This window comes from Streptomyces lydicus (genome assembly GCF_001729485.1).
Lineage (GTDB): Bacteria > Actinomycetota > Actinomycetes > Streptomycetales > Streptomycetaceae > Streptomyces > Streptomyces lydicus_D.
Map to the genome: position 1 here is coordinate 3,946,529 of NZ_CP017157.1, position 25,045 is coordinate 3,971,573.

General features: G+C 71.4%; 19 protein-coding genes. 14 read left to right on the forward strand and 5 right to left on the reverse strand.

Going from position 1 to position 25,045, the window contains the following annotated elements; all coding sequences use genetic code 11:
- Nucleotides 1-63 precede the first annotated feature (63 nt).
- From SL103_RS17100 to SL103_RS17110, 3 genes are read left to right on the forward strand one after another with little or no spacing between them, the layout of a single operon-like run.
- Entirely contained in the window at nt 64-1,746 is a 1,683-nt protein-coding gene (locus SL103_RS17100) for an FAD-dependent oxidoreductase (RefSeq protein ID WP_069569877.1), read from the forward strand.
- Nucleotides 1,743-3,200 carry an ATP-binding protein gene (locus tag SL103_RS17105; protein WP_069569878.1) on the forward strand — a complete coding sequence of 486 codons (1,458 nt, stop codon included), beginning with the start codon at nt 1,743-1,745 and terminating at the stop codon, nt 3,198-3,200. The genes SL103_RS17100 and SL103_RS17105 overlap by 4 nt, the downstream gene beginning before the upstream one ends.
- Nucleotides 3,197-3,547 carry a UBP-type zinc finger domain-containing protein gene (locus SL103_RS17110; protein WP_069569879.1) on the forward strand — a complete coding sequence of 117 codons (351 nt, stop codon included), beginning with the start codon at nt 3,197-3,199 and terminating at the stop codon, nt 3,545-3,547. The genes SL103_RS17105 and SL103_RS17110 overlap by 4 nt, the downstream gene beginning before the upstream one ends.
- Before the next feature lie 115 nt (nt 3,548-3,662).
- Here SL103_RS17110 and SL103_RS17115 read toward each other — a convergent pair whose 3' ends face one another.
- Nucleotides 3,663-4,226: a universal stress protein gene (locus tag SL103_RS17115; protein ID WP_244303931.1), complete on the reverse strand. Its 564-nt coding sequence runs from the start codon at nt 4,224-4,226 to the stop codon at nt 3,663-3,665.
- 188 nt (nt 4,227-4,414) lie between these two features.
- On the opposite strand from SL103_RS17115, the gene SL103_RS17120 reads away from it, so the two are divergent.
- Nucleotides 4,415-4,939, forward strand: coding sequence for a hypothetical protein (locus SL103_RS17120; RefSeq protein ID WP_069569881.1), 525 nt, complete (start codon nt 4,415-4,417; stop codon nt 4,937-4,939).
- Nucleotides 4,940-5,101: 162 nt separating this feature from the next.
- Here SL103_RS17120 and SL103_RS17125 read toward each other — a convergent pair whose 3' ends face one another.
- The gene (locus SL103_RS17125) at nt 5,102-7,579 is read right to left on the reverse strand and encodes an ABC transporter permease (RefSeq protein ID WP_347877847.1); all 2,478 of its coding nucleotides are present in this window, start codon (nt 7,577-7,579) and stop codon (nt 5,102-5,104) included.
- A gap of 86 nt (nt 7,580-7,665) precedes the next feature.
- Nucleotides 7,666-8,454, reverse strand: coding sequence for an ABC transporter ATP-binding protein (locus SL103_RS17130; protein WP_069569883.1), 789 nt, complete (start codon nt 8,452-8,454; stop codon nt 7,666-7,668).
- A gap of 209 nt (nt 8,455-8,663) precedes the next feature.
- On the opposite strand from SL103_RS17130, the gene SL103_RS17135 reads away from it, so the two are divergent.
- The 6 genes from SL103_RS17135 (at nt 8,664) to SL103_RS17165 (ending at nt 16,685) form a co-directional block, all read left to right on the forward strand.
- Nucleotides 8,664-9,860, forward strand: a complete 1,197-nt coding sequence (locus SL103_RS17135) for a sensor histidine kinase (protein WP_069569884.1) — start codon at nt 8,664-8,666, stop codon at nt 9,858-9,860.
- Nucleotides 9,861-9,883: 23 nt separating this feature from the next.
- Complete coding sequence (locus SL103_RS17140; RefSeq protein ID WP_432215357.1) at nt 9,884-10,597, forward strand: response regulator; 714 nt, start codon at nt 9,884-9,886, stop codon at nt 10,595-10,597.
- 334 nt (nt 10,598-10,931) lie between these two features.
- The gene (locus SL103_RS17150) at nt 10,932-11,873 is read left to right on the forward strand and encodes an ABC transporter ATP-binding protein (protein WP_069569886.1); all 942 of its coding nucleotides are present in this window, start codon (nt 10,932-10,934) and stop codon (nt 11,871-11,873) included.
- Nucleotides 11,870-13,234 (forward strand): ABC transporter permease, encoded by a 1,365-nt coding sequence (locus SL103_RS17155; protein ID WP_069569887.1) that lies wholly within the window; start codon nt 11,870-11,872, stop codon nt 13,232-13,234. The genes SL103_RS17150 and SL103_RS17155 overlap by 4 nt, the downstream gene beginning before the upstream one ends.
- Nucleotides 13,235-13,238: 4 nt before the next feature.
- The gene (locus SL103_RS17160; protein WP_069569888.1) at nt 13,239-16,001 is read left to right on the forward strand and encodes an alkaline phosphatase family protein; all 2,763 of its coding nucleotides are present in this window, start codon (nt 13,239-13,241) and stop codon (nt 15,999-16,001) included.
- Between the two features lie 288 nt (nt 16,002-16,289).
- Nucleotides 16,290-16,685: an FhaA domain-containing protein gene (locus SL103_RS17165; protein ID WP_069569889.1), complete on the forward strand. Its 396-nt coding sequence runs from the start codon at nt 16,290-16,292 to the stop codon at nt 16,683-16,685.
- 68 nt (nt 16,686-16,753) lie between these two features.
- On the opposite strand, the gene SL103_RS37875 is transcribed toward SL103_RS17165, so the two are convergent.
- Nucleotides 16,754-17,386 (reverse strand): TetR/AcrR family transcriptional regulator, encoded by a 633-nt coding sequence (locus tag SL103_RS37875; RefSeq protein ID WP_069569890.1) that lies wholly within the window; start codon nt 17,384-17,386, stop codon nt 16,754-16,756.
- A gap of 148 nt (nt 17,387-17,534) precedes the next feature.
- Between SL103_RS37875 and SL103_RS17175 the strand changes: the two genes are divergently transcribed.
- The 4 genes from SL103_RS17175 (at nt 17,535) to SL103_RS17190 (ending at nt 20,816) form a co-directional block, all read left to right on the forward strand.
- The gene (locus SL103_RS17175; protein ID WP_069569891.1) at nt 17,535-18,311 is read left to right on the forward strand and encodes an SDR family oxidoreductase; all 777 of its coding nucleotides are present in this window, start codon (nt 17,535-17,537) and stop codon (nt 18,309-18,311) included.
- An 87-nt stretch (nt 18,312-18,398) separates the two neighbouring features.
- The gene (locus SL103_RS17180) at nt 18,399-18,836 is read left to right on the forward strand and encodes an SRPBCC family protein (protein ID WP_069569892.1); all 438 of its coding nucleotides are present in this window, start codon (nt 18,399-18,401) and stop codon (nt 18,834-18,836) included.
- Nucleotides 18,837-18,909: 73 nt separating this feature from the next.
- Nucleotides 18,910-19,272, forward strand: a complete 363-nt coding sequence (locus SL103_RS17185; RefSeq protein ID WP_069569893.1) for a hypothetical protein — start codon at nt 18,910-18,912, stop codon at nt 19,270-19,272.
- A 320-nt stretch (nt 19,273-19,592) separates the two neighbouring features.
- Complete coding sequence (locus SL103_RS17190) at nt 19,593-20,816, forward strand: glycosyltransferase (protein ID WP_069569894.1); 1,224 nt, start codon at nt 19,593-19,595, stop codon at nt 20,814-20,816.
- 103 nt (nt 20,817-20,919) lie between these two features.
- On the opposite strand, the gene SL103_RS17195 is transcribed toward SL103_RS17190, so the two are convergent.
- Nucleotides 20,920-25,035 (reverse strand): tetratricopeptide repeat protein, encoded by a 4,116-nt coding sequence (locus SL103_RS17195; RefSeq protein ID WP_164492825.1) that lies wholly within the window; start codon nt 25,033-25,035, stop codon nt 20,920-20,922.
- Nucleotides 25,036-25,045 lie beyond the last annotated feature (10 nt).

Below are 25,045 nucleotides of genomic sequence, written 5' to 3' on the forward strand. Positions count from 1 at the left end.
CGATGTTGCTGTGCCGGACAGGCACATGAACGGGGTGCGGAAGGGCAATCGACCGGGGACGGGATGCCTAGGGAACAGGCTGCCAGTCCGGCGCGGACCGTCATCCTGACCGTGGATGACGACCCGGGCGTGTCGCGCGCTGTCGCCCGCGATCTGCGGCGTCAGTACGGTGCCTCGTACCGCATCGTCCGCGCGGAGTCCGGCGCATCCGCCCTTGACGCGCTGCGCGAGCTGAAGCTGCGTGGCGCCCCCGTCGCGGTGATCGTTGCCGACTACCGGATGCCGGAGATGAACGGCATCGAATTCCTTGAGCAGGCCCTCGACATCCATCCCGGCGCCCGCCGGGTACTGCTGACCGCGTACGCGGACACCGACGCGGCCATCGACGCGATCAATGTCGTCGACCTCGACCACTACCTCCTCAAGCCCTGGGAGCCGCCCGAGGAGAAGCTCTATCCCGTCCTCGACGATCTCTTGTCGGCCTGGCGGGCCACCGTCCACCGGCCGGTGACCATCACCAAGGTCGTCGGACACCGCTGGTCGGCGCGCTCCTCGGCGGTACGGGAGTTCCTGGCCCGCAACCAGGTGCCCTACCGCTGGTACTCGTCCGAGGACCCGGAAGGCCGACGGCTGTTGAGCGCGGCGGGCCAGGAAGGTCTGCGGCTCCCGCTGGTGATCCCGCCGGACGGCACGGCCCTCGTCGAGCCCGAGGACCGGGAACTCGCCGCCCGGGTCGGCCTCGCGACGACACCGGCAACCGACTTCTACGACCTCGTCATCATCGGCGGCGGCCCCGCCGGACTGGGGGCGGCGGTATACGGGGCCTCCGAAGGTCTGCGGACCGTCCTCGTGGAACGCTCGGCGACCGGAGGCCAAGCCGGCCAGAGCTCGCGCATCGAGAACTACCTCGGCTTTCCGGACGGCGTGTCCGGGGCGCAGCTCACCGACCGGGCCCGACGCCAGGCGGCGAAGTTCGGTGCCGAAATACTGACCGCGCGCGAGGTGACCGGACTGGAGATCAACGGTGCCTCGCGCGTCGTCCGGTTCTCGGACGGCTCCGCCGTCGCCGCGCACGCCGTGATCCTCGCGACCGGAGTGTCGTACCGGCAACTGGACGCACCCCACGTGTCCGAGCTGACCGGCTGCGGAGTGTTCTACGGCTCGGCGCTGACCGAAGCGGCCGCCTGCCAGGACCAGGACGTGTACATCGTCGGCGGCGCGAACTCCGCGGGCCAGGCCGCGATCTACCTGGCCCGGAGCGCCAGGTCGGTCACCATACTGGTGCGTCAGTCGTCCTTGGCCGCGTCGATGTCGCACTACCTCGTCCAGCAGGTCGACGAGACGCCCACGATCTCCGTGCGGGCCCACACGGTCGTCGACGCCGCCCACGGCGCGGATCACCTGGAACAGATCACCGTCCGTGACACGGCGACCGGCCACACCGAACGCGTCGACGCCCAGTGGATGTTCGTCTTCATCGGCGCGGTCCCGCGGACCGACTGGCTGGAGGGCATGGTGCTCCGGGACCCCCGCGGCTTCATCATGACCGGCCCCGACCTGACCGCGGACGGACACCCGCCGGCGGGGTGGGAGTTGGACCGGCCGCCCTACCACCTGGAAACCAACGTCCCGGGCGTGTTCGTCGCGGGGGACGCCCGCGCCGAGTCCGCCAAGCGGGTCGCGTCCGCAGTGGGCGAGGGAGCCATGGCGGTCATGCTCGTCCACCGATACCTGGAGCAGTCATGAACGGCCGGCCGATGCCGTGCAGCCAGGAAGAACTCGGCTCGCTGTTCCTGTTCGAGAAGCTGGCCCCCGACCAGCTCGCCCGGCTCTGCCGCGAAGGCCGGGTGGAGGAGTTCGCCCCCGGGCCCGTGTACGAGGAGGGTGACCCCGCCACGTGCTTCTACGTGCTGCTCGAAGGGACCCTCGTGCTCTCCCGCCGGATCGGGGACTACGACGTGGAGACCAACCGGAGCTCCAGCCGCGGGGTGTACGCGGGGGCCTTCCAGTCCTACCTGGGAGACCGCCTGCGGCAGGTCTACAACAGCTCGCTCCGCGTCCTTGAGCCCACGCGCTTCTTCGTCCTGCCCGCGGAGACCTTCGCCACCATCATGCGCGAGTGGTTCCCGATGGCCGTGCACCTGCTGGAAGGTCTCTTCTTCGGCGTCAAGAGTGCCCAGGAGGCGGTCGGTCAGCGGGAACGGCTGCTGGCTCTCGGGTCGCTGTCCGCCGGGCTGACCCACGAGCTGAACAACCCGGCCGCCGCGGCCGTGCGCGCCACCTCCGCACTCCGCGAGCGGGTCGCCGGAATGCGCCACAAGCTCGGCATCATCGCGGCGAGCCCGTACCGGCGCGACACCCTGGAGGCGCTCGTCGACCTCCAGGAACGCACCGCCGAACGCGTCGCCAAGGCCGCCGACCTGAGCCCGCTGGAAGCCGCGGACCGGGAGGACGCCCTCTCCGACTGGCTGGACGACCACGGCATCGGGGACGGCTGGCAGCTCGCGCCGACCTTCGTACAAGCCGGCCTGGACACCGACTGGCTGGACCGGGTCGCCGCGGCCGTGGACGACGAGACCCTCGAAGGCGCCGTGCGGTGGCTCAACTACACCGTGGAGACGGAGCTGTTGATGAACGAGATCGAGGAGTCCACCACCCGCGTCTCGGTCCTCGTCACGGCGGCCAAGCAGTACTCGCAACTCGATCGGGCGCCCTACCAGGTCACCGACATCCATGAACTGCTCGACAGCACCCTGCTGATGGTCTCCGCGAAGATCGGCCCCCGCATCACCGTCGTCAAGGACTACGACCGCAGCCTGCCGAAGATCCCGGCCTACCCCAGCGAACTCAACCAGGTATGGACGAACCTGATCGACAACGCCGTCTCGGCGATGAACGGCACGGACACCGACGGCACCTTGACGGTGCGCACCGCGCGCGACGGGGACCGGCTGCTCGTCGAATTCCGCGACACCGGTCCCGGAGTTCCCACGGAGATCCGCGACCGCATCTTCGACCCGTTCTTCACCACCAAACCGGTGGGTGAAGGCACAGGTCTCGGCCTGGACATCTCCTGGCGCATCATCGCCAACAAGCACAACGGGGACCTGCGGTTCGATTCCGTTCCCGGTGACACCCGCTTCCAGGTACGCCTGCCGCTGGCCTCCGCCGACCCCCACCCCCCACAGGAGCCGTCATGACCTCCCCGCACGGAATCGACCCCGCCGTCCCACCCAGCGGAACCGGATGCGTCGAATGCGACGCCGGTGGCGGCTGGTGGTTCCACCTGCGACGGTGCGCACAGTGCGGTCACATCGGCTGCTGCGACGACTCGCCCGGCAAGCACGCGACGGCCCACGCCCGGGACAGTGGGCACCCGGTGATCCGCAGCTTCGAACCGGGCGAGGCATGGTTCTACGACTACGAGACCTCGGAGGGGTACGCCTCGGGCCCGCCCCTGGCTCCCCCCGAGAGCCACCCCGTCGACCAGCCCACCCCCGGCCCCGCGGGACGAGTCCCCGCGGACTGGGCCGACCGACTGGGATAGGCGGGCGCCGGAGGCCGGGGCCGGCGGGCGGGCGGCCCGCCGCGGTGGGGACGGTGCGGTCCACGGTCGTGCCGCCGCCGGAGGTGTCCTCGGCCGCGCGCCGGTGCACGGCACGTCAGTCGGCGAGTTCCCGTACGTCCAGGGGGCGTCGCCAGACGTTGCGGCGGTGCACGGCATCCAGGGCCTGCCGCAGGGGAGACGGGGGCACGGCCAGTACCGGGCAGCAGGCGCGGGCGACGCAGTAGCGGGCGACGGACGGCCACACCGCCCGGCGCAACCGGCCGCGACTGCCGGCGCCGACCACCAGGAGGTCGTCGGGCCGGTCGGCGGCCATCAGCAGGGCCTTGCCCGGTGTGGCCAGGACGACCAGCGGCTCCAGCGGTACGCCGGGTCCGGCGTCGCCGAAAGCGGTGTCGAGGGCGGTCAGCAGACGGTCCTGCGCCATCCGGCGCCAGGCGGCCATCGGTGCCGGGCAGGGGCCGCCCCGGTGGGCGATGTCGCCACCCGGCGGCTCCCATGCCAGTACGACCCGCAGTTCTCCACGGGCCGCGCGGGCCTCGTCGGCGGCGCGGTGCAGCGCAGCCAGGCTCCCCAGCGAACCACTCACCCCGGCGACGACCCGCCGCCCACCGGATGCGCCCATGGGGCTGCCCTGCTCCTCGTCCTGTGTCACGTTCATGTCGTGACCCATGGAAAACCCGAAGGATCGGGCAGTCACGCCACGTTGGCGCTTCCCTGACGCGGGCGGCGGACGTCCTGACGGCTCCATGACGGCAGTGCGACCCCGCCGGCCGGCGGCGGGTCGGAGTTGCGTCAACGCTTGGACGGCACCGTCCACCAGCGGGGTCCCGACTAGGATCGTCCCTCATGCGGATCGTCCGGATCGCGCTCCTGGTGGTGGGAGCGATTGTCGCGCCCTTCTCGGGATTCGTTCTCGGCGCGACGGCTGCCGCCGTCGTCGCAAGGGCGCTGACCGGTGACCCGGCCATCGTGGACACGGCGATCCCGCTGGCGGGCATCGCCGGAACCACTGCCGCTGCCATCGGCTGGACCAGGCTGCTGCGCCTCGCGCACTACCGGCACCTGCGACGGCTGCGCCGCTCCGGCCCGGCCGTGCAAGGGAAGGTCGTCGCGGCGCGCACCTCGTTTGCCAAGAACCCACGGGGCCCCGGCCACTGGACGGTGCGGCTCCAGGTGGCCTGGACGGATCCCCTCGATGGACGCACACACGAGGCGAGCAAGGCTTTTCGGTTCTCCGAGCGCCACGGCGAAGGCGCCCGCGACTTCCGGCGTCGCCACCGCGCCGAGTCGGCGATCGGCGTGCTGCCCGGCCGGCGGCGTGGATTCCTGCTCGACGTCCCGGAGCTGCCCGCCTGGTGGGATCGCCGGTAGCGCAACAGCATCGTGCGGGTGCCGCCCTGTTCAGGCCCCCGCAGCCCGCAGCCCGCAGCCCGCCAATCCGCGGCTGAGCGGACGCCGGCGACGGTGGCCGGGTCGACGGGTACATCGCCGACCCGGCCACCGTCGCCGTCCCTCCTTCCCTCCTTCCCTCCGTCATTCGGTGTCGGTGGCGATGGCCTTCAGCATCGGGATCCTCGCGGCCTGGCGCCCCGGCCAGAGGGAGGCGAGGACGCCGGTCGCGGCGGTGGCGAGGAAGAAGAGGACCGCACGGTCCCACGGGATGACGAGGGGGACGCCGTCCTGACCGAGGACGGCCGCCGCGCCGATCGCGCTGCCGGCGAGGAGACCCAGTGCGGAGCCGAGGAGGGAGATGGTGACCGATTCGAGCCGCAGCACGGCGCCGACGCCTCGGCGGTCCAGGCCGAGGGCCCGCAGCACGCCGATCTCCCGGACGCGTTCGAAGACGGCCATGCCCATGGTGTTGACCACCCCGAGGGCCCCGATCAGCACGGTGACGCTGAGCATGGCGTACATGATGTTCAGGAACGGGCCGAGCCTGGCAGCGGCCGCCGCCCTTGCGTCGGCGCGGTCCTGTACGAGCAGCGCGGGGTTGTCCAGCGTGCGCCGGATCTCCTGACGCAGCGCGGCCGTGCGACCGTCGGCGGCGTTGGCCAGAACGGATCCGACGCGCGGCCGGTGCTCGGGGTCCGCGTTGGGCGGCAGCGTCCGGTCGGAGAGGAGAACGGAGGCCAGGGCGTCCGAGCCGTCGTAGATCGCCACGACGGGCAGGGTGGTCTTCGTGCCCGAGCCGTTGAGCGTCGCGGTGACGCGGGAGCCGAGCCGCCAGCCCTGGCCGGTGGCCGTCTTTTCGGAGACGGCGATGCCGTGGTCGAGTCGGTCCAGCGAGCCCTCCCGGACGGAGACCGCCGCCAGGCGTTGCACCGTGGCGGGGTTGACGGCGTCCGCCGCCAGGGAGTCGCCGCCGGAGACGTCGACGAAGGTGTGGACGACCGGGGTGACGGCCTCGGCGTCCGCGAGCCGTGCCACGCGGGCGGCGGTGTCGTCGCCGACCTCGGCGAAGTCGACGGCTGTGATGCGCAGGTCCGAGGTCATGGAGCGGTCGGCGTCCTGCTCGTCCATGCGGTTCACCGACGAGACGACCACGGTGACGGCGGTGATCATCGCGAGACCGACCATGAGGGTGGTCGCGGTGGCCGCCGTGCGCCGCGGATTGCGGCGGGCGTTCTCCACGGCGAGCTTGCCGCGGATGCCTGCCAGCCGGGTCAGCGGGGAGCGCAGCAGCCCGGTGGCGCCCAGGGCGAGCAGCGGGGTGAGCACGATCAGCCCGATCAGGAGGACGGGTACGGCGGCGAAGAGGACGTTCTGGCTGCCGACGGCGGCAGCGACCAGCAGGGCGCCGCACGCGGTCACAGCCAGGCCGATCGTGTTGCGGCGGCGCAGTGAGGCGGCGGTGGGGGGCTCGCTGGTGCGCAGCGCCGCCACGGGCGGTACCGCCGCCGCCCGGCGGGCCGGCAGGTACGCGGACAGTACGGTGACGCCGATGCCGACCGCGAACGCCGCGATGAGCGGTGTGCCGGAGAAGATGGGCAACGGGGCAGCCGGCCCTCCGGTGACACCGAACAGCCTGCTCAGCAGCGCCGCGACCCCGATGCCCAGCGCATATCCGGCGACCGAGGCGACCGTTCCGACGAGGGCGGCTTCGGCCAGGACCAGCCGCAGCACGTACCTCCTGGTGGCGCCCACCGCGCGCAGCAGGGCGTGTTCGCGGGCGCGGGCCGCACTGAGCATGGTGAAGGTGTTGGCGACCAGGAGGGTGGAGACGAACAGGGCGATGCCGGCGAAGCTCAGCAGCAGTCCGGTGAGCTTCTGGTCGTCGGAGGCGGAGGCCGCTGCTTCGGCGTCCAGGTCCGTCCGTGTCACGGCCCGCAGTCCGGAAGGCAGCAACTTCTGTGCCCGCTCGGCGAGTTGGTCCCCCGTCGTGCCGTCGGCCGCGGCCAGGGTGATCTGGGTGTAGCTGCCCGGGGTGGTGGCGAACTGCTTCTGCGCGGTACGGGTGTCGAAGGCGATGAGTGTCCCACCGGCCGCCGAGCGGCTGTCCTGGGCGGTGAAGACGCCGACCAACCGGGCGCTCCGGGCGGTGCCGTTGACGACGATGCGCACCCGGTCACCCACCCGGCGCCCGGCCTGCTCGGCGGCCTGCTTCTCGACGGCGACCTCTCCGGCGGTACGGGGGCCGCGGCCCGCAGTGAGCGGGTAACGGGGGTCCTTGCCCGTGCGGTCGGGGACGTAATTGATGCCCGCGGCCTGGTTCAGATCGCCGACCAGGGTGCCGTCGGAGCCGGCGAGGAAGGAGCGGCCCTCCACGGTGCCGCGGGCTGCGGCCGCCCCGGGCACCGCGCCCAGCCGCCGCAGCAGTGCGTCGTCGAGACGCGGGGCGCCGCCGGAGGAGTCCTCGGGCCGCGAAGGGGCGGAGCGGTCCGGTGCGATCTCAACGGAGACATCGGGCTGGGAGTTGGCCCGCGCACGGGCCACGGCCGCGCTGACCGACTCGCTGTAGAGCAGCGACCCGGTCACGAACGCCACGCCCAGCAGCACGGCGAGAGCAGGCATCGCGAAACGGAGGCGGTGGGAGAGCAAGGTGCGGACAGCGGCGCGGAACATCGACGGCTTTCGGGAGGGGATCGGTCGGTGGTGTGTCACGGTCGGCCGACCCGCTGCGAGACGTCGAATGCCTTCATCTGTTCCAGCACCCCGGCCGCGGTCGGGTCCGGCATCTCGTGGACGAGGCTTCCGTCGGTCAGGAAGAGGGCACGGTCGGCGTGCGCGGCGGCGACCGGGTCGTGGGTGACCATCACGATCGTCTGGCCCAACTCCTTTGCGGAGGAGCGCAGGAACGACAGGATCTCGGCCCCCGCCCGGGAGTCGAGGTTGCCGGTGGGCTCATCGGCGAAGACGATCGCCGGCCGGGTGGCCAGCGCCCTGGCACAGGCGACCCGCTGCTGCTGGCCGCCGGACAACTGGGCGGGGCGGTGACCGAGGCGGTCCGCCAGCCCCAAGATGTTGATCAGGTCCGTCAGCCACTCCCGGTCGGGGGTGCGCCCGGCCAGATCGCCCGGCAGGGTGATGTTCTCCCAGGCGGTGAGGGTGGGCAGCAGGTTGAACGCCTGGAAGACGAAGCCGATGCGCTCCCGCCGGACCTTGGTCAGCTGGACGTCGTTCAGCGAGCCCAGGTCGGTGTCGCCGATGCGCGCCGTACCGGACGTGGGGGTGTCGAGTCCGGCCAGGCAGTGCATGAACGTGGACTTGCCGGATCCGGAGGGCCCCATGATCGCGGTGAACTCGCCGCGCAGGAAACGGGCCGAGACCCCGGCCAGCGCCGTGACGCGGGTCTCGCCCTCGCCGTAGACCTTGGTCAGACCGTCGGCGACGGCCACCACCGCGCCCGGCTTCTCGGGGGACGACAGGGCGTCCGTCCTCTGGTTCATCGCATCGCTCCTGGATGACTGCTCGTGGAATGGCGGCTGGGCCGAAGGGCGGGGGAGGGGTGCGGCCGGCAGTCACCGGGCGCCCCTGGAAGTCGATCCTTCGGTGTGGTGGGGGTACGGCGGATCCACCGGATTGCCGAACCGGCCGCTGCCTCCCTCGGCCGAAAGGACGAGGTGGCGTGCGGCGCGCTGCCGTAGCGTGACCTGCCGTGATCTCCGCGTTCCGGGCCCGTTCCCGTACCCAGCAAGTCCTCATGTGCCTCGTCGGCGCAGCCCTGGTCGTCCTCGTGGCGCTGGAGGGGCTGAACGCGCCGTACCTGCCGATGGCGGCGGCGACGGCAGCCTCCGGGGTGCTGTGCCTGTCCGCCCTGGTCGTGCCGAAGCACCTGTTCGCACGGCAGGTCGCACTCGCCACGGCCGTCTCGTGCGCCCTGACCGTGCTGGAGACGCAGCTGCCCCACCGCCCCGAGAACACCCCGGGACTGGTGGAGTTGTGCGCCCTGCTGCTGCTGATCACCCGCGCCGTGCGGCGCCACCCCCTCCGGAAGGCGGTCGTATGGGCCGCGGGACCGGCTCTCGCCGCCGTCCTGCTGCCCTTGCGGATTGCCGAGCGGGACCAACACGTCGTGACCCTGATCAGCCTCATCGCTGTGGTCGCGGTGCCGTTCATGGTGGTGCTCGGTTGGTGTCTGCGCCTGTGGGACACGCTGCGCGAACGGGAACGCGCGGCCGTCCGGCAGGCCCAGCGCCTGGAGCACGCACGGGAGTTGCACGACTTCGTGGCACACCACGTCACGGCGATCGTCACCCGGACCAAGGCCGCGCGCTTCGCGGCCGCGGCCGGTCACTCGCAGTCCCCGGAGGACCTCGACCGGATGCTCGCCCAGATCGAGCGGGCCGGCTCCCAGGCGATGACGTCGATGCGCGCCATGGTCTCCGACCTGCGGGACACCACCGCACCCGCCGCGACCCGCCCCGCGGGTGACCTGGGCGGGCTGCGCGACCTCACGCAGGAGTTCTCCGCGGCGGGACCGCCCGCGGCCCTGACCCTCGATCCGCGGCTCGTCGACCGCCGCCTCCCTCCCGAGATCACCACCACGGTTCACCGCGTGGTGCAGGAGGCACTGACCAACGTCCGCAAGCACGCGGCCGGAGCCGACCGGGTCGAGGTGCGGGTCGAGGTGCGGCCCGGTGCCCCGGACCGGCTGGAGGTCTCGGTGACCGACGACGGCCGGGGCGGCACCCCGACCGCCCGTGAGAAGACGGACGGGAGCGGCTACGGCCTGATCGGTCTCACCGAGCGCGTCGAGGAACTCGGCGGGCGCATCACCGCCGCGCCGCAGGACGGCGCCGGCTGGCGCGTCCTGGCCGTCCTGCCCCTGGACCCCGAGCCCTCCGCCGGCTGAGGGCCGGCGCACCGCCTGCGATCATGTCCGACATGACGATCCGGGTGCTCATCGCCGACGACCAGGAGATGGTCCGTGCCGCGTTCCGCATGATCCTCGACTCCCAGCCGGACCTGCAGGTCGTCGCCGAGGCGGCGGACGGGGCCACGGCGGTCGAGCAGGCACGGCGGCTACGGCCCGAGGTCTGCCTCCTGGACATCCGCATGCCCGAGCTGGACGGCCTGGAAGCCACCCGCCTCCTCGCCGGGCCGGGCGTCCGGGACCCCCTGAACGTCCTCATCGCCACGACCTTCGACCTCGACGAATACGTCTACAGCGCCCTCCGCAACGGTGCCTGCGGCTTCCTTCTCAAGGACGGCGCTCCCGGCCTGCTCACCGAAGCGGTGCGCGCCGCAGCCGCGGGGAATTCGCTGATCTCCCCTTCGGTGACCGTCCGTCTGCTCGCACACATGGCGCCGCAGCGCAGCCGGCCGGCCCCCTCTGAGGTCCGCCCGGCCCGTGCGGGGTCGCGCGGACCGGGCGGACCGGTCGAGCCCCTGACCCAGCGTGAACTCGACGTCGTACGCCTTGTCGCCCGCGGCCGTACCAACGAGGAACTGGCCGCCGAGCTCTACGTCACCCTGTCCACGGTCAAGACCCACCTCGGCAACGTCCAGCGCAAGCTCGCCGCCCGCAACCGGGTCGAGATCGCCGCCTGGGCCTGGGAGAACGGGGTCTGCACCGGCGGCCGGGACTGACGGCCTCCTACGTCGCCCGAGCGGCGACGACCCCGCGGAACGCGCCCCCTTCGCCGGCCTGAGCCCGCGTCAGTTCAGCAAGCGGGTGGCGGCCGCCCGCCGCATCCCCGGGCAGGCAGCCACGCATCCGCACGGAACGCCGTACGTCCTCCCGCGCGCCCGCGCCGTGAACCACGCCCGCGGTCGCCGACATCCCGGCGCTCCCCGGAGCCCGCCCGGGCACCGTCGCGGTGCATGCCGGTCGTCGGCAGTTTCATGAGCATTCAACTGACTGCATCTGGTCAACGTTGTGCCCCGCATCTACGTTCCTTGAGGCTCTCGAAGGAAGGGACTCATGGACGCACTCCTCGCAGTCCGGGCTCGCGGGATCACCAAGTGGTTCGGTGAAGTCGTCGCGCTCGACGGCGTCGACCTGGACGTGCCCCAGGGGCAGATTCACGGACTGGTCGGACCGAACGGCGCCGGCAAGACGACCTTGCTCGGCCTCCTGCTGGGGCTGGCCGTCGCCGACAGCGGCAGCCTCGACATCCGGGGTACACCCGTCGGGCGGGCGCTCGACGCTCCCGACGGTGTCGCGGGCTTCGTGGACGGGCCCGGTCTCTACCCCTCGCTCACCGCCCGGCAGAACCTCGCCGCGCTGGCCGCTCTCCGCGGTGACGACGCGCGGACCACGGCGATCGACGACGCGCTTGCGCAGGTCGGGCTCACCGATGTCGCCGACGATCGGACCCGCGGCTTCTCCCTGGGCATGCGACAGCGGCTGGGGCTGGCCGCGGCGCTGCTCACCAACCCCCGGCTGCTGGTGCTTGACGAGCCGTCCAACGGTCTGGACCCGGCCGGCAAGAAGCACGTACACGGTGTCCTGACCCGGCTCGCGGCGGACGGCACCACCGTCGTGCTCTCCAGCCACCGCATGGACGACCTGGAGGCCCTGTGCTCGGACGTCACCATCCTCGCCGCCGGGCGGGTCGTCTTCTCCGGTCCGCTGAGCAAGCTGGCCGCCGAGGAGCGGGAACTCGACTACCGGGTGCGCACCTCCGATGCGCATGCCGCCCGCCGACTGGCTGCCGAGACGGCCGGGATCCGCCTTGTCGACGACACCGGGGCGCGATACGACGCCAAGGTGCTTGTCGTGCGCGCGCAGGTACCTGCCCTCGACCAACTGGTCGTGCGGCTGGTGCAGGCGGGCGTCGCGGTACGTGAGCTTTCCCCCTTGGTATCGCCGCTCGAGGCAGCGTTCCTCGACCTCACCGCACCTGAGGAGGCCGGACCGTGACCGCGACCCACGCCCGCGAGTCCACCGGGGCCGGTACCCGCCGGGCCCCGGTGGCGCGTTGCTACCGCTTCGAGCTGGTCAAGCTGGTCTCGCAGTGGCGGATCCGCCTGCTGGTTCTTGCCTGCTGGAGCGCGCCGGCGCTCTTCGTCGCCGCGGTGAGCCAACAGAGCACGCTCCCCGTCGACACCCTTTTCGGCCGCTGGATGCACGCCACGGGCTGGGCCGGACCGCTGGTGGTGCTCGGGTTCGCGGGCACCTGGGCGCTTCCGCTGCTGACCTCGGTGGTCGCCGGCGACGTGTTCGCCGCCGAGGACCGGCTCGGCACCTGGCGCCACCTCCTCGTGGCGGTCCGGTCGCCCAGGCGGATCTTCGCCGCGAAGGCGTGCGCCAGCCTCACCGTCCTCCTGCTGCTCGTGGCCGGAATGGCCTGTTCCAGCGCGGCCGGTGGGGTCGTGGCGGTCGGCGACCAGCCGCTGGTCGGCCTCGACGGCCACCTGCTGACGCCGGCGGACGCCGCGGTCAAGGTCCTGCTCGCCTGGGTCTGCGTCCTCGCTCCGACCCTTGCCCTCGCCGGGATCGGACTGCTCGGTTCCGTCGCGCTGGGGCGCTCCCCGATGGGACTGCTGCTGCCCGTGCTCGTCGCCCTCGCGATGCAGCTCGCCCAGATGATGCCGCTGCCCGTCGCCGTACGCCTCGCCCTGCCCAGCTACGCCTTCATCGCCTGGAACGGCCTGTTCACCGGCCCGGCCCAGCTCGCCCCGCTCCTGATCGGCATCGGCGTCAGCCTGGCCTGGGCCGTGCTGGCGACAGCGCTGGCCTACCTGCTGTTCCTGCGGCGCGACTTCACGAACCTGAGCTACGACGGCTCGGGCCGCCGCGCGGTGACGGTCGGAGTGCTCCCGCCGGCCGGGCTGGTCGCCGTGACGGTTGCGGTCCTCACCACGTCGACCTCGGCCACGGCGACCGGCTCCGGGATCGGTCAGGAGAAGGTGCAGGGCTCGGTCGCCACGGCATTCGCCCACCTGTACCGCATGCAGACCGAGCAGCTCCACCGGCCCGCCGTCACCGAGGACCGGCTGAGGGCCACGGCGACGTGCAACAAGGGCAGCCTCCAGGTCGCCGCGCAGGGACCGGGCAACGACTGGCGCTGCGTCGTCTCCTGGCATCTCCCCGGCGTCCAGGCCGTGGGGCAGGCCGTCTACCAGCTCGACGTGACCCCGGACGGGCGGTACATGGCCGATGGCGATGGGCCGAAGGAAGTCAACGGCTACTTCCTGGTGCGGACCCCGGAGGGGGACGCACCGAACCCGCTGTGGCAGTTCGACGGCAGTGTCGAACTTCTCTCCACCTCGAAGGGATGACTCCATGCAGGTCATACGCCGCCGTCGGCATGACGGGATCGACCGTGCCGGCCTTCTCGACAGACGCTTCAGGCGCTTCAGCCGCCGCAGCGCCCTGGCAACGGCCACCGCGGTCGTCCTCGCCGCCACCGCCGGCATCGGTTATGCCCAGACGCACCAGTTCGGCACCGACCAGGTCGGCCAGAAGACGGCTGATGGCCAGGTCATCTCCAGCGACCAGTACATCGCCCCGTACGGCGACCGCCTCGTCATCGACAACGGCAAGATCATGTCCTCCTCGGTCAGCCCGGACGGCACCCACGTCGCGGCCTCGCTGACCGACGGCGGAGCGGCGCTGGCCATCGTCGACCGCAAGAACTGGAAGGTGCAGCAGCTCGTCAGCGCCTCCGCGTCGTCGAACCCGCGCATCAGCAGCAACTCCGTGGGCCAGGAAGGCCCCACGTACTCGCCCGACGGCAAGCAGCTGTGGTTGGGACAGACCGACGGCTACACCAAGTTCACCGTGGGCCCGGACGGCAGCGTCGCCGACCCGACGTTCATCAAGATCCCTGCGGACGGATCCAAGCGCGCGCTGGTGGGCGAGCCGGTGTTCTCGTCCGACGGCTCCACCGTGTACGCGGCGGTCAACGGACAGAACCGGGTCGTTGCCCTCGATGCGGCGACCGGGGCCATCACACACAGCTGGGACGTGGGCAACGCCCCGCGTGACATGGTCAAGGTCGGCGACAAGCTCTACGTCAGCAACGAGGGCGGCCGTCCGGCCAAGCCCGGCGACACCACGATCAACTCCTACAACACCCAGGTGCCCGCCAACCCGAAGACCGGTGCCACCACCACCGGCACGGTCAGCGTCATCGACCTGACGAAGCCGGATGCCGCCGTCGGGAGCATCGAGGTCGGTCTGCACCCGACCGCCCTGTACGCCAAGGGCGGGGCACTGTTCGTCACCAACACCGCCACCAACAACGTGTCCGTCATCAACACCGCCCGCGACAAGGTCGTGCAGACCATCGCCACCCGTCCCTGGCCGGAGGCGTCGGTGGGCTACGAGCCCAACGCGGTGACGCTCACCGACGACGGTCATCTGCTGGTGACGCTCGGCCGCGCCAACGCGGTCGCCGTGTACAAGTACAAGAGCCCCCAGGAGCCGGTCAGTTACGTCGGTCTGCTCCCCACGGACTACTTCCCCGCGGAGATCGCCACGGTCGGCAACCAGGTGCTGGTCTCCAACACCCGCGGTATCGATGCCCGCCGCGCCAACCCCAGTGGCGCGCACGGCACCCACGACACCACCTCCAGCCTGCAGCGATTCACCCTGCCGGACGACAGCGTCATCAGGTCCGAGACGGCCAAGGTCTTCAAGCAGAACGGCTGGATGGGGCACTCGGTCATGAAGACCGACGGCAAGAGCGACACGAAGCCGGTAGCGGTCCCGCAGCGGCTCGGCGCCCCCTCGACGATCAAGCACGTCTTCCTGATCGTCAAGGAGAACCGGACGTATGACCAGGTCTTCGGCGACATCCCGCAGGGCAACGGCGACGCGAAGCTGGCGCAGTTCGGCGAGAACGTGACGCCGAACCAGCACGCGATGGCCCGGCAGTTCGGTCTGTACGACAACACCTACGACATCGGAACGAACTCCGCCGAAGGCCACAACTGGCTGATGCAGAGCGACAATCCGGAGTACACCGAGTCCTCGGCCGGTGAGTACCAGCGCAGCTACGACACCGAGAACGACGCGCTCGGCCACCAGAAGTCCGGTTTTCTGTGGACCGGTGCGCAGGCGGCGGGCAAGTCCGTCAAGGACTTCGGTGAGTTCCAGTCGGTGGAGAGCAAACCGACCGGAGCGTCCTGGCAGAACCTGTACTGCGACGCCAAGACGATGGACGCAACCGGGCAGCCCACGGCCTACCCCATCAAGACCGGGTCGGCGATCCCCTCGCTCAACGACGTGTCGGTGCCCGGCTTCCCGATGTTCGACCTCGACGTCCCGGACATCTACAAGTACCAGGTCTGGAAGCAGGACTTCGAGAAGAACGGGCCGGCGAACCTGAACATGTTCTGGTTCTCCAACGACCACACCGGTGGTCCCGCGAGCCCGTCCGCCCAGGTCGCGGACAACGACCTCGCGGTCGGCAAGATGGTCGACAAGATCTCGCACAGCAAGTACTGGAAGAACTCGGCCATCTTCGTCGTCGAGGACGACTCCCAGGCCGGCCTCGACCACGTCGACGGGCACCGGGCCCCGATCCAGATCATCAGCCCCTGGGCACGGCACGGCAGGACCGACAGCCACTACTACACCCAGATCACGATGATCCGGACCATCGAGCAGATCCTCGGCATCCACCCGATGAACCAGAAGGACAGCGCGGCCAGCCCCATGAGCGGCGCCTTCACCCCCTACCCGGACACCACGCCGTTCAAGGCGCAGCCCAACCGCGTCCCACTCACCGACGGCCTGAAGACCCAGCCGCCCTGCGGCTCGGACACCCCGGCACCGCAGAACCCCAAGGCAGCGGCCGTCGCGCCCGCGAAGGTACCCGCGGACAAGAAGAACCTGGCGGCGACCTGGGACAAGTGGAAGTCCAAGCAGCGGCTGACCGGCCCGCACGCCGTCCCCGACTACGCCAACCCCGCCCAGATGAACCACCTCACCTGGTACGAGACGCACAACTGGAACAAGCCGTACCCGGGCGAGAACAAGATCTACGCGCCGCAGGACGTGCCCGGGGCGTACCTTCCTTCCTCGGAGAACGACGGCTGATGCCTGCTGACGGCTGAGCGGGGCGGCAAGGCATTCAACGATGAGGTCACTGCAAGAGTGCACCCGGCGGCGCCCCGTCGGAGTGCGCGCAGTACCTGGCCGGAGTTGGCGAAGTCGGTGTCTGCCTTGCCCCCCGACCGGAGGTGAAGCCTCGCCGAGCCCGCATTGGCGGATGTCACGAACAGAAAGGGGCAGGCGGACTTAACAGATGCCGCACCGACGCCACCTGTGTCAGGCAGCGGAGTCGTTACCGCATACGCCGTTCCAACTCGGGCAGGAGAGATCGTCATGGAAATGCTCAAGCGCTGCGAGAAGGCCGTCGAACGCTGGGAGCACGACCTGGTCCGCCGGGTGCAGGGGCGCGACTCCGTCGAACTCTTCGACGCGCTGCGGCAGCACTGCGACGACCATGCGGTGGTGTGCAGCCCGAGCCGCACCCTGGTTCCCAATGTCTACACCGTCGGCCTCGCGGCTTCGGTTCGCGCCGGTCTGGATGTGTGTGATGCCTCGCTCAGCCAGGAACTGGCCGACGTGCTCGCCCACCACGGCGCCGAGTGCGCGTATGAATGGGCGGGCCCCCTCACCGTCCGCGTCACCCACGCTGAAGTGCCGGCCAACGGCCGGTACGAAATAACCAGTGCGGCCTTGGCGAACATCCCCCCGGTGCCCACCGCAAGCCGGTAGTTCGGCGCACCCCCTGAGGCCGACGCCGTTGCCTTTGGCCCTGGTGAGCGCGCTGACTGCTCGTCGACCTACTCGTCGACGGACGGCTCGGGCTTCGCGCGGAGTTCGTCGAGCCGCAGGAACGCCAGCGCGCGGCGCATCAGATCGATGAGTTCCTCGGGCTCGTCCTGCCAGGCCCAGTGCTCCATGGTGACGGTGAAGGCATCCAGCACCGCGGTGGTCAGCAGACGCACTTCAAGACTGTCGGGTGGGGCGTCCGCACGCGCCGCCAGCGCGGGCGCGAGCCGTTCCTGCATCTCCCGCCCCGCGGCGAGCCAGCGCATCTTCAGGACGGGGACGGTCCCCAGGACCCGGACCAGTCCGCGGGCCCGGGCGGCGTCCTCCAGGCGTCGCTCGGCCGTCGCCGTCCCGAAGGACGCCTCGATGGCGGCACTGAGCGGTTCCTCGGCCGGGTGTTCCGCGAGGACGTCCACGAGTTGGCCGACGCTGGAGGCGAAGAGCGGGGTGAGGGCGTCCTCCTTCGCCGGGCAGTAGCGGTAGAAGGTGCGCAGGGAGATGCCCGCGGCCGAGGCGATGTCCTCGACCGTCGTCGTGTCGTAACCGCGGTCGGCGAACAGGGTCGCCGCGGCCTCCGCGATCTCCAGCCGGGTCTGAAGGCGCCGCTGTTCCGTCAGGGACGGACGGCCCCGCGCTGCCGCCATTGTGTGCTCCTTGCCGTGCTTCGCCTCGGCCCCTATTGTCACAGACAGAATTTGTGGCATGTCGTGCCATAAAAGCGGTAGGTTGATCGAAGGCTGATCAGGAGCCGATCGGCCAGCGGCCCGTCCGGCGTCAGCGAAGGAGCCGACCATGTCCCGCACATACCTCATCACCGGAGCTGCCTCCGGCATCGGCAAGGCCACCGCCACCCGGCTCACGGAGCAGGGGCACACGGTCATCGGCGCCGACCTCAAGGACGCCGACATCGTCGCGGACCTCGCCACCCCCGGCGGCCGGGCCCAACTGATCCAGCGCGCAAGTGAGTTGAGCGGTGGCCGGCTCGACGCCGTGATCGCGGGCGCCGGCCTCGCCGGTTTCGAGCCGCGCGCCGTCAGCGTCAACTACTTCGGCGCGGTCGCCACGCTGGAAGGGCTGCGCCCCCTGCTGGCCGCCGGCACGGACCCGCGCGCCGTCGTCATCGCCTCGATCGCCTCCGTCCACCCCCACGACGCGGCCATCGCCGACGCGGCGCTCGCCGGTGACGAGGAAGCGGCGCTGGCCGCCGCCCGGGCCGCCGTCGACCGGGGAGAGGGCTATGCGATCTACGGCTCGACCAAGGCCGCCCTCGCCCGATGGATACGCCGCACCGCCGTGACCGCCGACTGGGCGGGCGCCGGCATCCCCCTCAACGGCATCGCCCCCGGAACGGTCCTCACCCCCATGACCGAACCCATGCTGGCCAGCCCCGACGTGCGCAAGATCGTCGACGAGACCGTCCCCATGCCGCTCCACGGCCACGCCCGGCCGGCCCAGATCGCACCCCTCCTGAGCTGGCTCACCTCTCCCGAGAACGAGCTGGTCACCGGCCAGGTCGTCTTCATCGACGGCGGCGCCGACGCCGTACTGCGCGGCGACGGCACGTGGTGAACGGTCCAGGGAAGCGGTTGATCAGGGACAGCCCGCAGTCACCGCAGCCCGCAGTCACCGCAGTCCGCAGTCATCGGAGGCCCATCCATGCACACGCTCACCCGTACCACCGTCGTCACGGCCGACCCCGATGACGTCTGGCAGGTCATCGGCACGTTCGGCGGCCTCGCCGACTGGCACCCCCTGCTGCCGCCGTCGGTGATCGAGGACGGGGCCGATCCCGAGACGCCCGGGGCGATACAGGCGTTCTCCGCCAACGGCCACGTGGTCATCCGGGAACGACTCCTGGAGAAGGACGACTCTCGCCGGATGTTCCGCTACACCATCCATGAATCCGCCGTCCCCGTCTCTGACTACGTCTCCACGCTGTCCGTGCACCCGCACCACGCAGGCGCCGAGATTCGCTGGGTCGCGACCTACGAGGCCGCCGACGAACGCGTCTCCGAGATCGAGAAGCACTTCGGCGACACCATCTACGCCGCCGGCCTGGAAAGCCTCAAAGAACGCTTCGCCTCGCCCGCCTAGACCCCTTTGCCGCAACGCTGCCCAGCCGTCCCCACGCGTGCCGACTCGGGAGATCTATGGGCAGGATGGTCCCATGGCCAAATTGCCGTCGAAGCGCCCCGCCTCCCATGGCTCCGTGCTGTCCTTGTGGTCGCAGGACTCGGTGCTGTCGATCGGCTCGGTGGGGTCGGTCTTGTCCATTGGGAGCATCGGCTCGACCCTGTCCGTCGCCTCGGTCGGGAGCACCCTGTCGGCCGGCTCGATTGGTTCCGCCCTGTCGCTGATCTCAGCCGGATCATGGCTGAGCAGGGGCTCACTGCTCTCCGCACAGTCGCAGTGGTCGGTGCTGTCCTGGCGTTCCTCTCGCGGCTTCCTGTCGGCCGGGGCAGTGGGGGCGGTGGCCGGAGCAGGTCTGCTCCTGGCTCGGACGTTGCAGCAGGCCGAGGCGCGACGGTGAGTGAAGGGGTCGGGCCTGGGTGACGGCGAGCATTTCCTGACAAGTTCCGTGGGGGAGAAGGAAGTTCAGCTGTCAGCAGTGCCCGCCCACGCGGAGGCATGAGCCAGTCCCCAGTGAGCGCGGCACCGCTCCGGACGCCGGGAACGGAGAGGGAGGGCGGAGCAGTCCGCTCTTTCCATGATCAAGATATAGCGCGCAGGGGGGCTTGCGGCAAGACCCCGGGGGTGCCGCAGAATCGCCCTCCTGACCCAGAAAGACGCGTTCAGGCCGCTCCTGCCGGCGCGACCTGATCCGTCATCCCATGAAATGAGACTCACTACATGCGCGTGCTGTTGATGGCCTACGGGTCGCGCGGAGACGTCGAGCCGCTGGTGGCGGTCGCGGTGCAGCTGCGGGACCTCGGAGTGGAGGTGCGGATGTGCACGCCTCCGGACTTCGCGGAGTTGTTCGACTCCGTCGGCCTGCCGCTGGTGCCGATCGGCGAGCCGGTGCGCCCCTTCGTGAAGGGGGTGCTCACCGGGAAGACGAAGGCTCCCGCGGAGGGGCTGCCCGCACGCGCGGCCGCGATGACCGCCACGACGTACGAGGCGGTCGTCACGGCCGCCGAGGGATGCGACGTGATCCTGGCGACCGGCCTGCTCCCGGCCGCGGCCGGCGCGCGGACGGCAGCCGAGTACCTGGGCATCCCTTACGTGTTCGTCGCCTACTTCCCCGCCTACCTGCCCTCGCCGCACCACCCGCCGTTCGAGCGGCCGGGCCGGCCGTTCCCGCCAGGCGTGACCGACAACCGAACGCTGTGGGACCTGGACGCCGAGACCATGAACGTGCTGTTCGGGACCGGTCTCAACACCCACCGGGCATCCATCGGCCTGCCGCCGGTGGGCCACTTCCGCGATTACGTCCTCACCGACCGCCCCTGGTTGGCCACCGACCCGGTCCTCAGCCCGTGGCAGGAGCCGGCGGACCTCGACGTGGTGCAGACCGGCGCCTGGTTCCGGACGGACGACCGCCCGCTGCCGGCCGACGTGGAGGCGTTCCTCCACGCCGGCGAACCGCCGGTGTACGTGGGGTTCGGCAGCATCCCCCTGCGCGACGCAGACGATGTGGCCCGGGCGGCCGTCGAGGCGGTCCGGGCGCGGGGCCGCCGCGTGCTCCTCTCCCGCGGCTGGGCCGACCTGGCCGCGGCCGACGGCCAGGGCGACTGCTTCGCCGTCGGCGAGGTCAATCACCACGCCCTGTTCCCGCGGGTCGCCGCCGTCGTTCACCACGGCGGCGCGGGCACCACGACCACGGCCGCCCGGGCCGGTGCGCCCCAGGTGGTCGTACCCCAGCTGGCGGACCAGCCGTACTGGGCCGGCCGGGTGGCCGACCTCGGCATCGGCGCGGCACACGACGGCCCGAACCCGACCTTCGAGTCCCTGTCGGCCGGGCTCGCCGTCGCCCTGGCTCCCGAGGCCCGGGCCCGGGCAGCCGCGGTGGCCGGCACGATCCGCACCGACGGCGCGACGGTGGCCGCGAAGCTGCTGCTCGACAAGCGCGGCTGAGGAGGGCCGCCGACCGACTGGCCCGCGGTTCATGCGGAGGGCGTCGGCCTGGTGGGTGGGGGCCGGTTCATCCCGTCATCCGGGAACGCCGCACGCCAGGTGGTCACGACCGGGCACCTCGTGGCACGCGGCGACGGCCGGCACGGCGCATCCTGTCGTACGTCCGCTCCGCGTCCTTGAGGTATGCGGTGACCAGCCCAGGGGTCTGCTCGGCCAGGGCGCGGAGGAGGGTGAGGGCTTCGGTGAGGCGCTCCCGGGCTGTTGCCTCCGCAGTCCCGGCCCGCCAGTGGGCTCGGGCCTGCGCGTACAGCGAGACGGCGAGGCGCAGTCGGTGCGCGGTGGGATCCGAGGCCGCTAGCCGGCGGCTCAGGGCGACCGCCCGGTCGGTGGCCTGTGCGGCCTCTTCGTACCGCCCGGTCTCGGTCAGCCGCAGACCGAGGTGGGCCAGTGCCCAGGCCACCGCACGCTCGTGGACAGCCGGGTCCAGCGCGGCGAGTTCCTCATGGACGCACACGGCGTCCCGGGTCACTGCGAGAGCCGCCTCATGGTCGGCGGCGCCGGAGGCGAGGTGGTGGCCGTAGACGACCAGCAGGTCCGCCCGTGCGGACCGGGCCTCCTCGTCCGTTCCCAGAGGCACCTCCGCGGCCCGCGCGAGAAGGGGCAGACCCACCTCCGGACGGTCGGTCTCCGCCAGATGCGTGCCCAGGCCGGCCAGCGCCGCGCTCTGCAGTTGCCGGCGCACCGGACCCGGCGTGTCGTCGGGCAGCTCCGCGGCCAGGTCGGCGGCCGTGCGCAGCATGTCCTCGGCCCCGGGCTGCCCGTGGAGGTGTCGCTGTGCGCCGAGCGCGTACAGCGCCCATACCCGCAGTGCCCGGTGGGCCGCATCTACGGGAAGGGAGTCGCCCCAGACGTTGACCGCCTCTTCGGCGACCGGCAATGCCTCGCCGTGGCGGCCCGCCTGCGTCAGCGCGTACATCAGGGCCAACAGGGCCTGGGCCAGCACCGGCCGGTGCCGGCCGTCCCCGGCCGCCAACTCCCGGTGCACGGCCGCCGCCCTGCCCAACGGGCCCGCCGCTTCGCCGAATCGTCCCCGACCGGCGAGAGTGACACCGAGCAGGGTCCATTCCTCGCCGTAATGCTGCAGATGGGAGGCGGGATCGTGCCGCACCAGGGTCTCCCGGACCCGCAGCGTCTCCTGTACCGCGTCCGGCACCTCGTCGGTCCGTCCCAGGACAACGAGGAGCAAGTGACGGATGGACAGGGCCGTGACGAGCTTCGGTCCGTAGGCTTCCGGTTCCTTGCGCATCAGCTCCCGGTAGCCGTTCACCGACTCCTCGACGGTGTGCAGGGCCTCCTGTGGCCGGTGCAGGCCGGACAGGCACACCGCCTTGTTCGCCAGCGCGGTGGCACGTGTGCGCAGAGCGGCGTCGGCAGGTGGTGTGGCAGTTGCGCGGCGGCTGATTCCGATGGCTTCGTCGAACGCGTCCAGGGCCTCGGTAAGGTGGCCGAGGGACTTGAGATGCAGGCCGAAGGTGTTCAACGCGGTACTCAGCGCGGCTGAATGGGATCGCGGGTGCCGGTCGGCCAGGGTTCGGTAGAGGCTCACCGCTTCCCGGCCGGCCTCGAGTGCCTCTTCACCGCGGCCTGCTTCCGCCAACTCGTCGGCGAGCGTGGTCAGGGCCATGGCGAGGTCGGCCCGGTGCGCACCCGGGTTCCTGGCCGCGAGGGGCCGGTACAGGTTCACCGACTCCTGAGCGGCCGACAGGGCCTGCGGGACCCGGCCCGCCTTCTCCAGCTGGCATGCCAGGGTGTTCAGACTCATGGCCAACGGCTCCGCGTAGGCGCTCTGATTGCGGTGGGCCAGGTCGCGGTAGAAGCCGACGGCTTCCTCGGCCGCCGCCAGAGCCTTGTCCGGGTACCCCATCTCCTCCAGGTCGATCGCGAGGGCGTTCAGGCTGCGGGCCAGGTCGGGCAGGAAGGCGGCGGGCCGCTCGCGCGCCAGCTCGCGCCGGATGTCCGCGGACTCCTCGGCGCACCGCAGTGCCTCGGTATGCCGAGTGGCATCGCCCAGACACAAGGACAAGGTGCCCAGGCTCATGGCCAAACCGGCACGGTGGGCATCCGGACGCTCCTGCGCCAGGGCGCGGTACAGCTCGGCGGCCTCGCGCGCCTCGCCGAGCGCCTCGTGTACGCGGCCGGCCTGGTGCAGACGGACGGCCTGATTGTTCAGCGCGGCCGCCAGGTCGGGCCGGAGCGGGTCCCCGTGCTGGTCGACCAGATGCCGGCGTACCGCGATGGCCTCCCGGCTCGCGGCCAGGGCCGCCGGCAGCCGGCCGAGTTCCCCTTCGGCATTGGAGACGGCGTGCAAGGCGTGCGCCAGTTCGGGCAGCGACGCTCCACCGTCCCACTTGCCGATCCGCCGGTACAGCCGGACGGCCTGGTGAGCGGGGAAGACCGCCGCCTCGCGCCGCCCCGATGCTCCCAGCGCCACGGAGATGTTCAGCAGACATGCGGCGAGCTGCACCTCGTAGGTGCGCGGATCCTGACGGGCGAGGGGCCTGAGCAGCCGTAGCAACTCACGGGCCACCTGATACGCCTCCGCCCAGAGCCCCGCGTCACCGAGTCGGCAGCACAGCACGCGCAGTTGTGCGGCGAGATCGGGCAGACGTGCCGGGTCCTGCGCGGCCCGGTCCCGGTGCAACCGCACCAGTCGCCGCGCCAGGCGCAGCGCGAAGTCCGCCAGCCGGTGGGTGGGGCGCGGAAGGTGTTCGGCGAGCCGGAGCAGCTGCCCGGAATCCGGGTCAGGGGCATCGACCAGCTGGTCCAGAGCTGCCAGCAACGGGTCCGGCCGTTCCACATGGACGGCCACGTCAATGGCCGCCGTGGCCAGCATGTCCGCGTGCCGGACACACAGCCGCGTGAGATCTGCGTCCAGACGGTCGCGGTGGGCGGGGTGACCGGCAGCTCGTGCGGAGACGGTCAGCAGGCGAGTGGCCTGCGCCTGGCCGGCGCCGTCCAGCAGCCGTTCGGACAGCTCGGGACCCTTGCCCAGACGTCCCCCGACGAAGAACTCGGCGAGCCGGTCCGGGTGAAGGCTTCCCCAGACCTGCGTCCGGTCGGGCGGCGGATACAGCTGGGCGATCCGCTCGCTGAGGGTACCGAGGGTGTCCGGACCGTGGCGTTCCAGGCCCGGCACCCGGGCAAGGAGGGCCTGAGCCTCCTGTTGGTCGTACGCGCCGCAGAGGAAGGCAGCGGCCAGCGCGTCCTCGACGGTCCCGCTCCGGCTCACCCCCGACGCCTCACCGATAGCCCGCCAGTAGACGCGCTCGTGGCTCAGCAATCGCTCCTCCGCCGACCCGGTCGCGGCGAGGGACGGCGGCGGGTGGTCACCGCCCTCGTCGGCGGCTTCCACGGCAGCGTCCAGCAGGTCGGCGAGGGCGGTCATGTGCAGGGTGAGCGCGCACTCCATCCCCGGGCGTTGTAACCGGCTCGCGGGAAGGGCCAGCACGTCCGCCGCCAGGGCCGGCCAGCACGGTCCTTCTTGCCCTGCCACCTTCGGCAGGGCGTCGGCCAGCGCGTCGACGGCCTGGCGGTAGGCGTCAACGCGGTCGGTGGCGTGCGGCTCCAGCGGCGGCAAGGGCGTGCCCCGCACCGCGTACAGGTCCTCGATGCGGGCACGGTCCTGCAACTCCGGCCACCAGCCGTCGACGGTCCGGGCGAGCAGCAACACCTTGAACGGTGTGGTGTCCGGGCTGCGCAGGGCCGCGCGCAGCAGGGCGAGCAACTGGTCCGGGCGCGCCTCCGCGTAGTCCACGACCACGACCATCGGTCCGGGCGGGTTGCTGAGCGCCGGCAGGTCGGCGACCGACGCGTGCTGGCCGAGCCAGAGAACATGCCAGTTCTCCCGAGCCAACTCGTCGGTGAAACGGCGAGCGAGCCGGGTCTTGCCCTGCCCACCCGGCCCGTACAGCAGGTGCACGCCGAAGCCCGGTTCGGCGCACCAGGTCGCCAGTTCTTCCAGCAGATCCTCCCGGCCACGGAAGGGGACCACGGCACGGTGTGCCTCCAGCAGGGCCGACGGGGAGCGGGGTGGTCGGGTCCGGCCGACCAGGTCGTCCCAGTCCAGCAACCTCTGCCGCACGTCCGGGCCCGGGGACTGGAAGGTCAGGGTGTTGTTGTCGCCGGGAACGACGGCGAAGACGTCACCGTTGATCGCCACGGAACGCTCC

Bases quoted from the DNA above. Each gene is read 5' to 3' on its own strand.
- SL103_RS17120 (WP_069569881.1), top strand. From the start codon at position 4,415: ATGCGGATCGTCCGGATCGCGCTCCTGGTGGTGGGAGCGATTGTCGCG.
- SL103_RS17160 (WP_069569888.1), top strand. From the start codon at position 13,239: ATGCAGGTCATACGCCGCCGTCGGCATGACGGGATCGACCGTGCCGGC.
- SL103_RS37875 (WP_069569890.1), bottom strand. From the start codon at position 17,386: ATGGCGGCAGCGCGGGGCCGTCCGTCCCTGACGGAACAGCGGCGCCTT.
- SL103_RS17140 (WP_432215357.1), top strand. From the start codon at position 9,884: ATGTCCGACATGACGATCCGGGTGCTCATCGCCGACGACCAGGAGATG.
- SL103_RS17180 (WP_069569892.1), top strand. From the start codon at position 18,399: ATGCACACGCTCACCCGTACCACCGTCGTCACGGCCGACCCCGATGAC.
- SL103_RS17150 (WP_069569886.1), top strand. From the start codon at position 10,932: ATGGACGCACTCCTCGCAGTCCGGGCTCGCGGGATCACCAAGTGGTTC.
- SL103_RS17130 (WP_069569883.1), bottom strand. From the start codon at position 8,454: ATGAACCAGAGGACGGACGCCCTGTCGTCCCCCGAGAAGCCGGGCGCG.
- SL103_RS17110 (WP_069569879.1), top strand. From the start codon at position 3,197: ATGACCTCCCCGCACGGAATCGACCCCGCCGTCCCACCCAGCGGAACC.
- SL103_RS17115 (WP_244303931.1), bottom strand. From the start codon at position 4,226: ATGAACGTGACACAGGACGAGGAGCAGGGCAGCCCCATGGGCGCATCC.
- SL103_RS17185 (WP_069569893.1), top strand. From the start codon at position 18,910: ATGGCCAAATTGCCGTCGAAGCGCCCCGCCTCCCATGGCTCCGTGCTG.
- SL103_RS17125 (WP_347877847.1), bottom strand. From the start codon at position 7,579: ATGCCTGCTCTCGCCGTGCTGCTGGGCGTGGCGTTCGTGACCGGGTCG.
- SL103_RS17105 (WP_069569878.1), top strand. From the start codon at position 1,743: ATGAACGGCCGGCCGATGCCGTGCAGCCAGGAAGAACTCGGCTCGCTG.
- SL103_RS17175 (WP_069569891.1), top strand. From the start codon at position 17,535: ATGTCCCGCACATACCTCATCACCGGAGCTGCCTCCGGCATCGGCAAG.
- SL103_RS17100 (WP_069569877.1), top strand. From the start codon at position 64: ATGCCTAGGGAACAGGCTGCCAGTCCGGCGCGGACCGTCATCCTGACC.
- SL103_RS17190 (WP_069569894.1), top strand. From the start codon at position 19,593: ATGCGCGTGCTGTTGATGGCCTACGGGTCGCGCGGAGACGTCGAGCCG.
- SL103_RS17165 (WP_069569889.1), top strand. From the start codon at position 16,290: ATGGAAATGCTCAAGCGCTGCGAGAAGGCCGTCGAACGCTGGGAGCAC.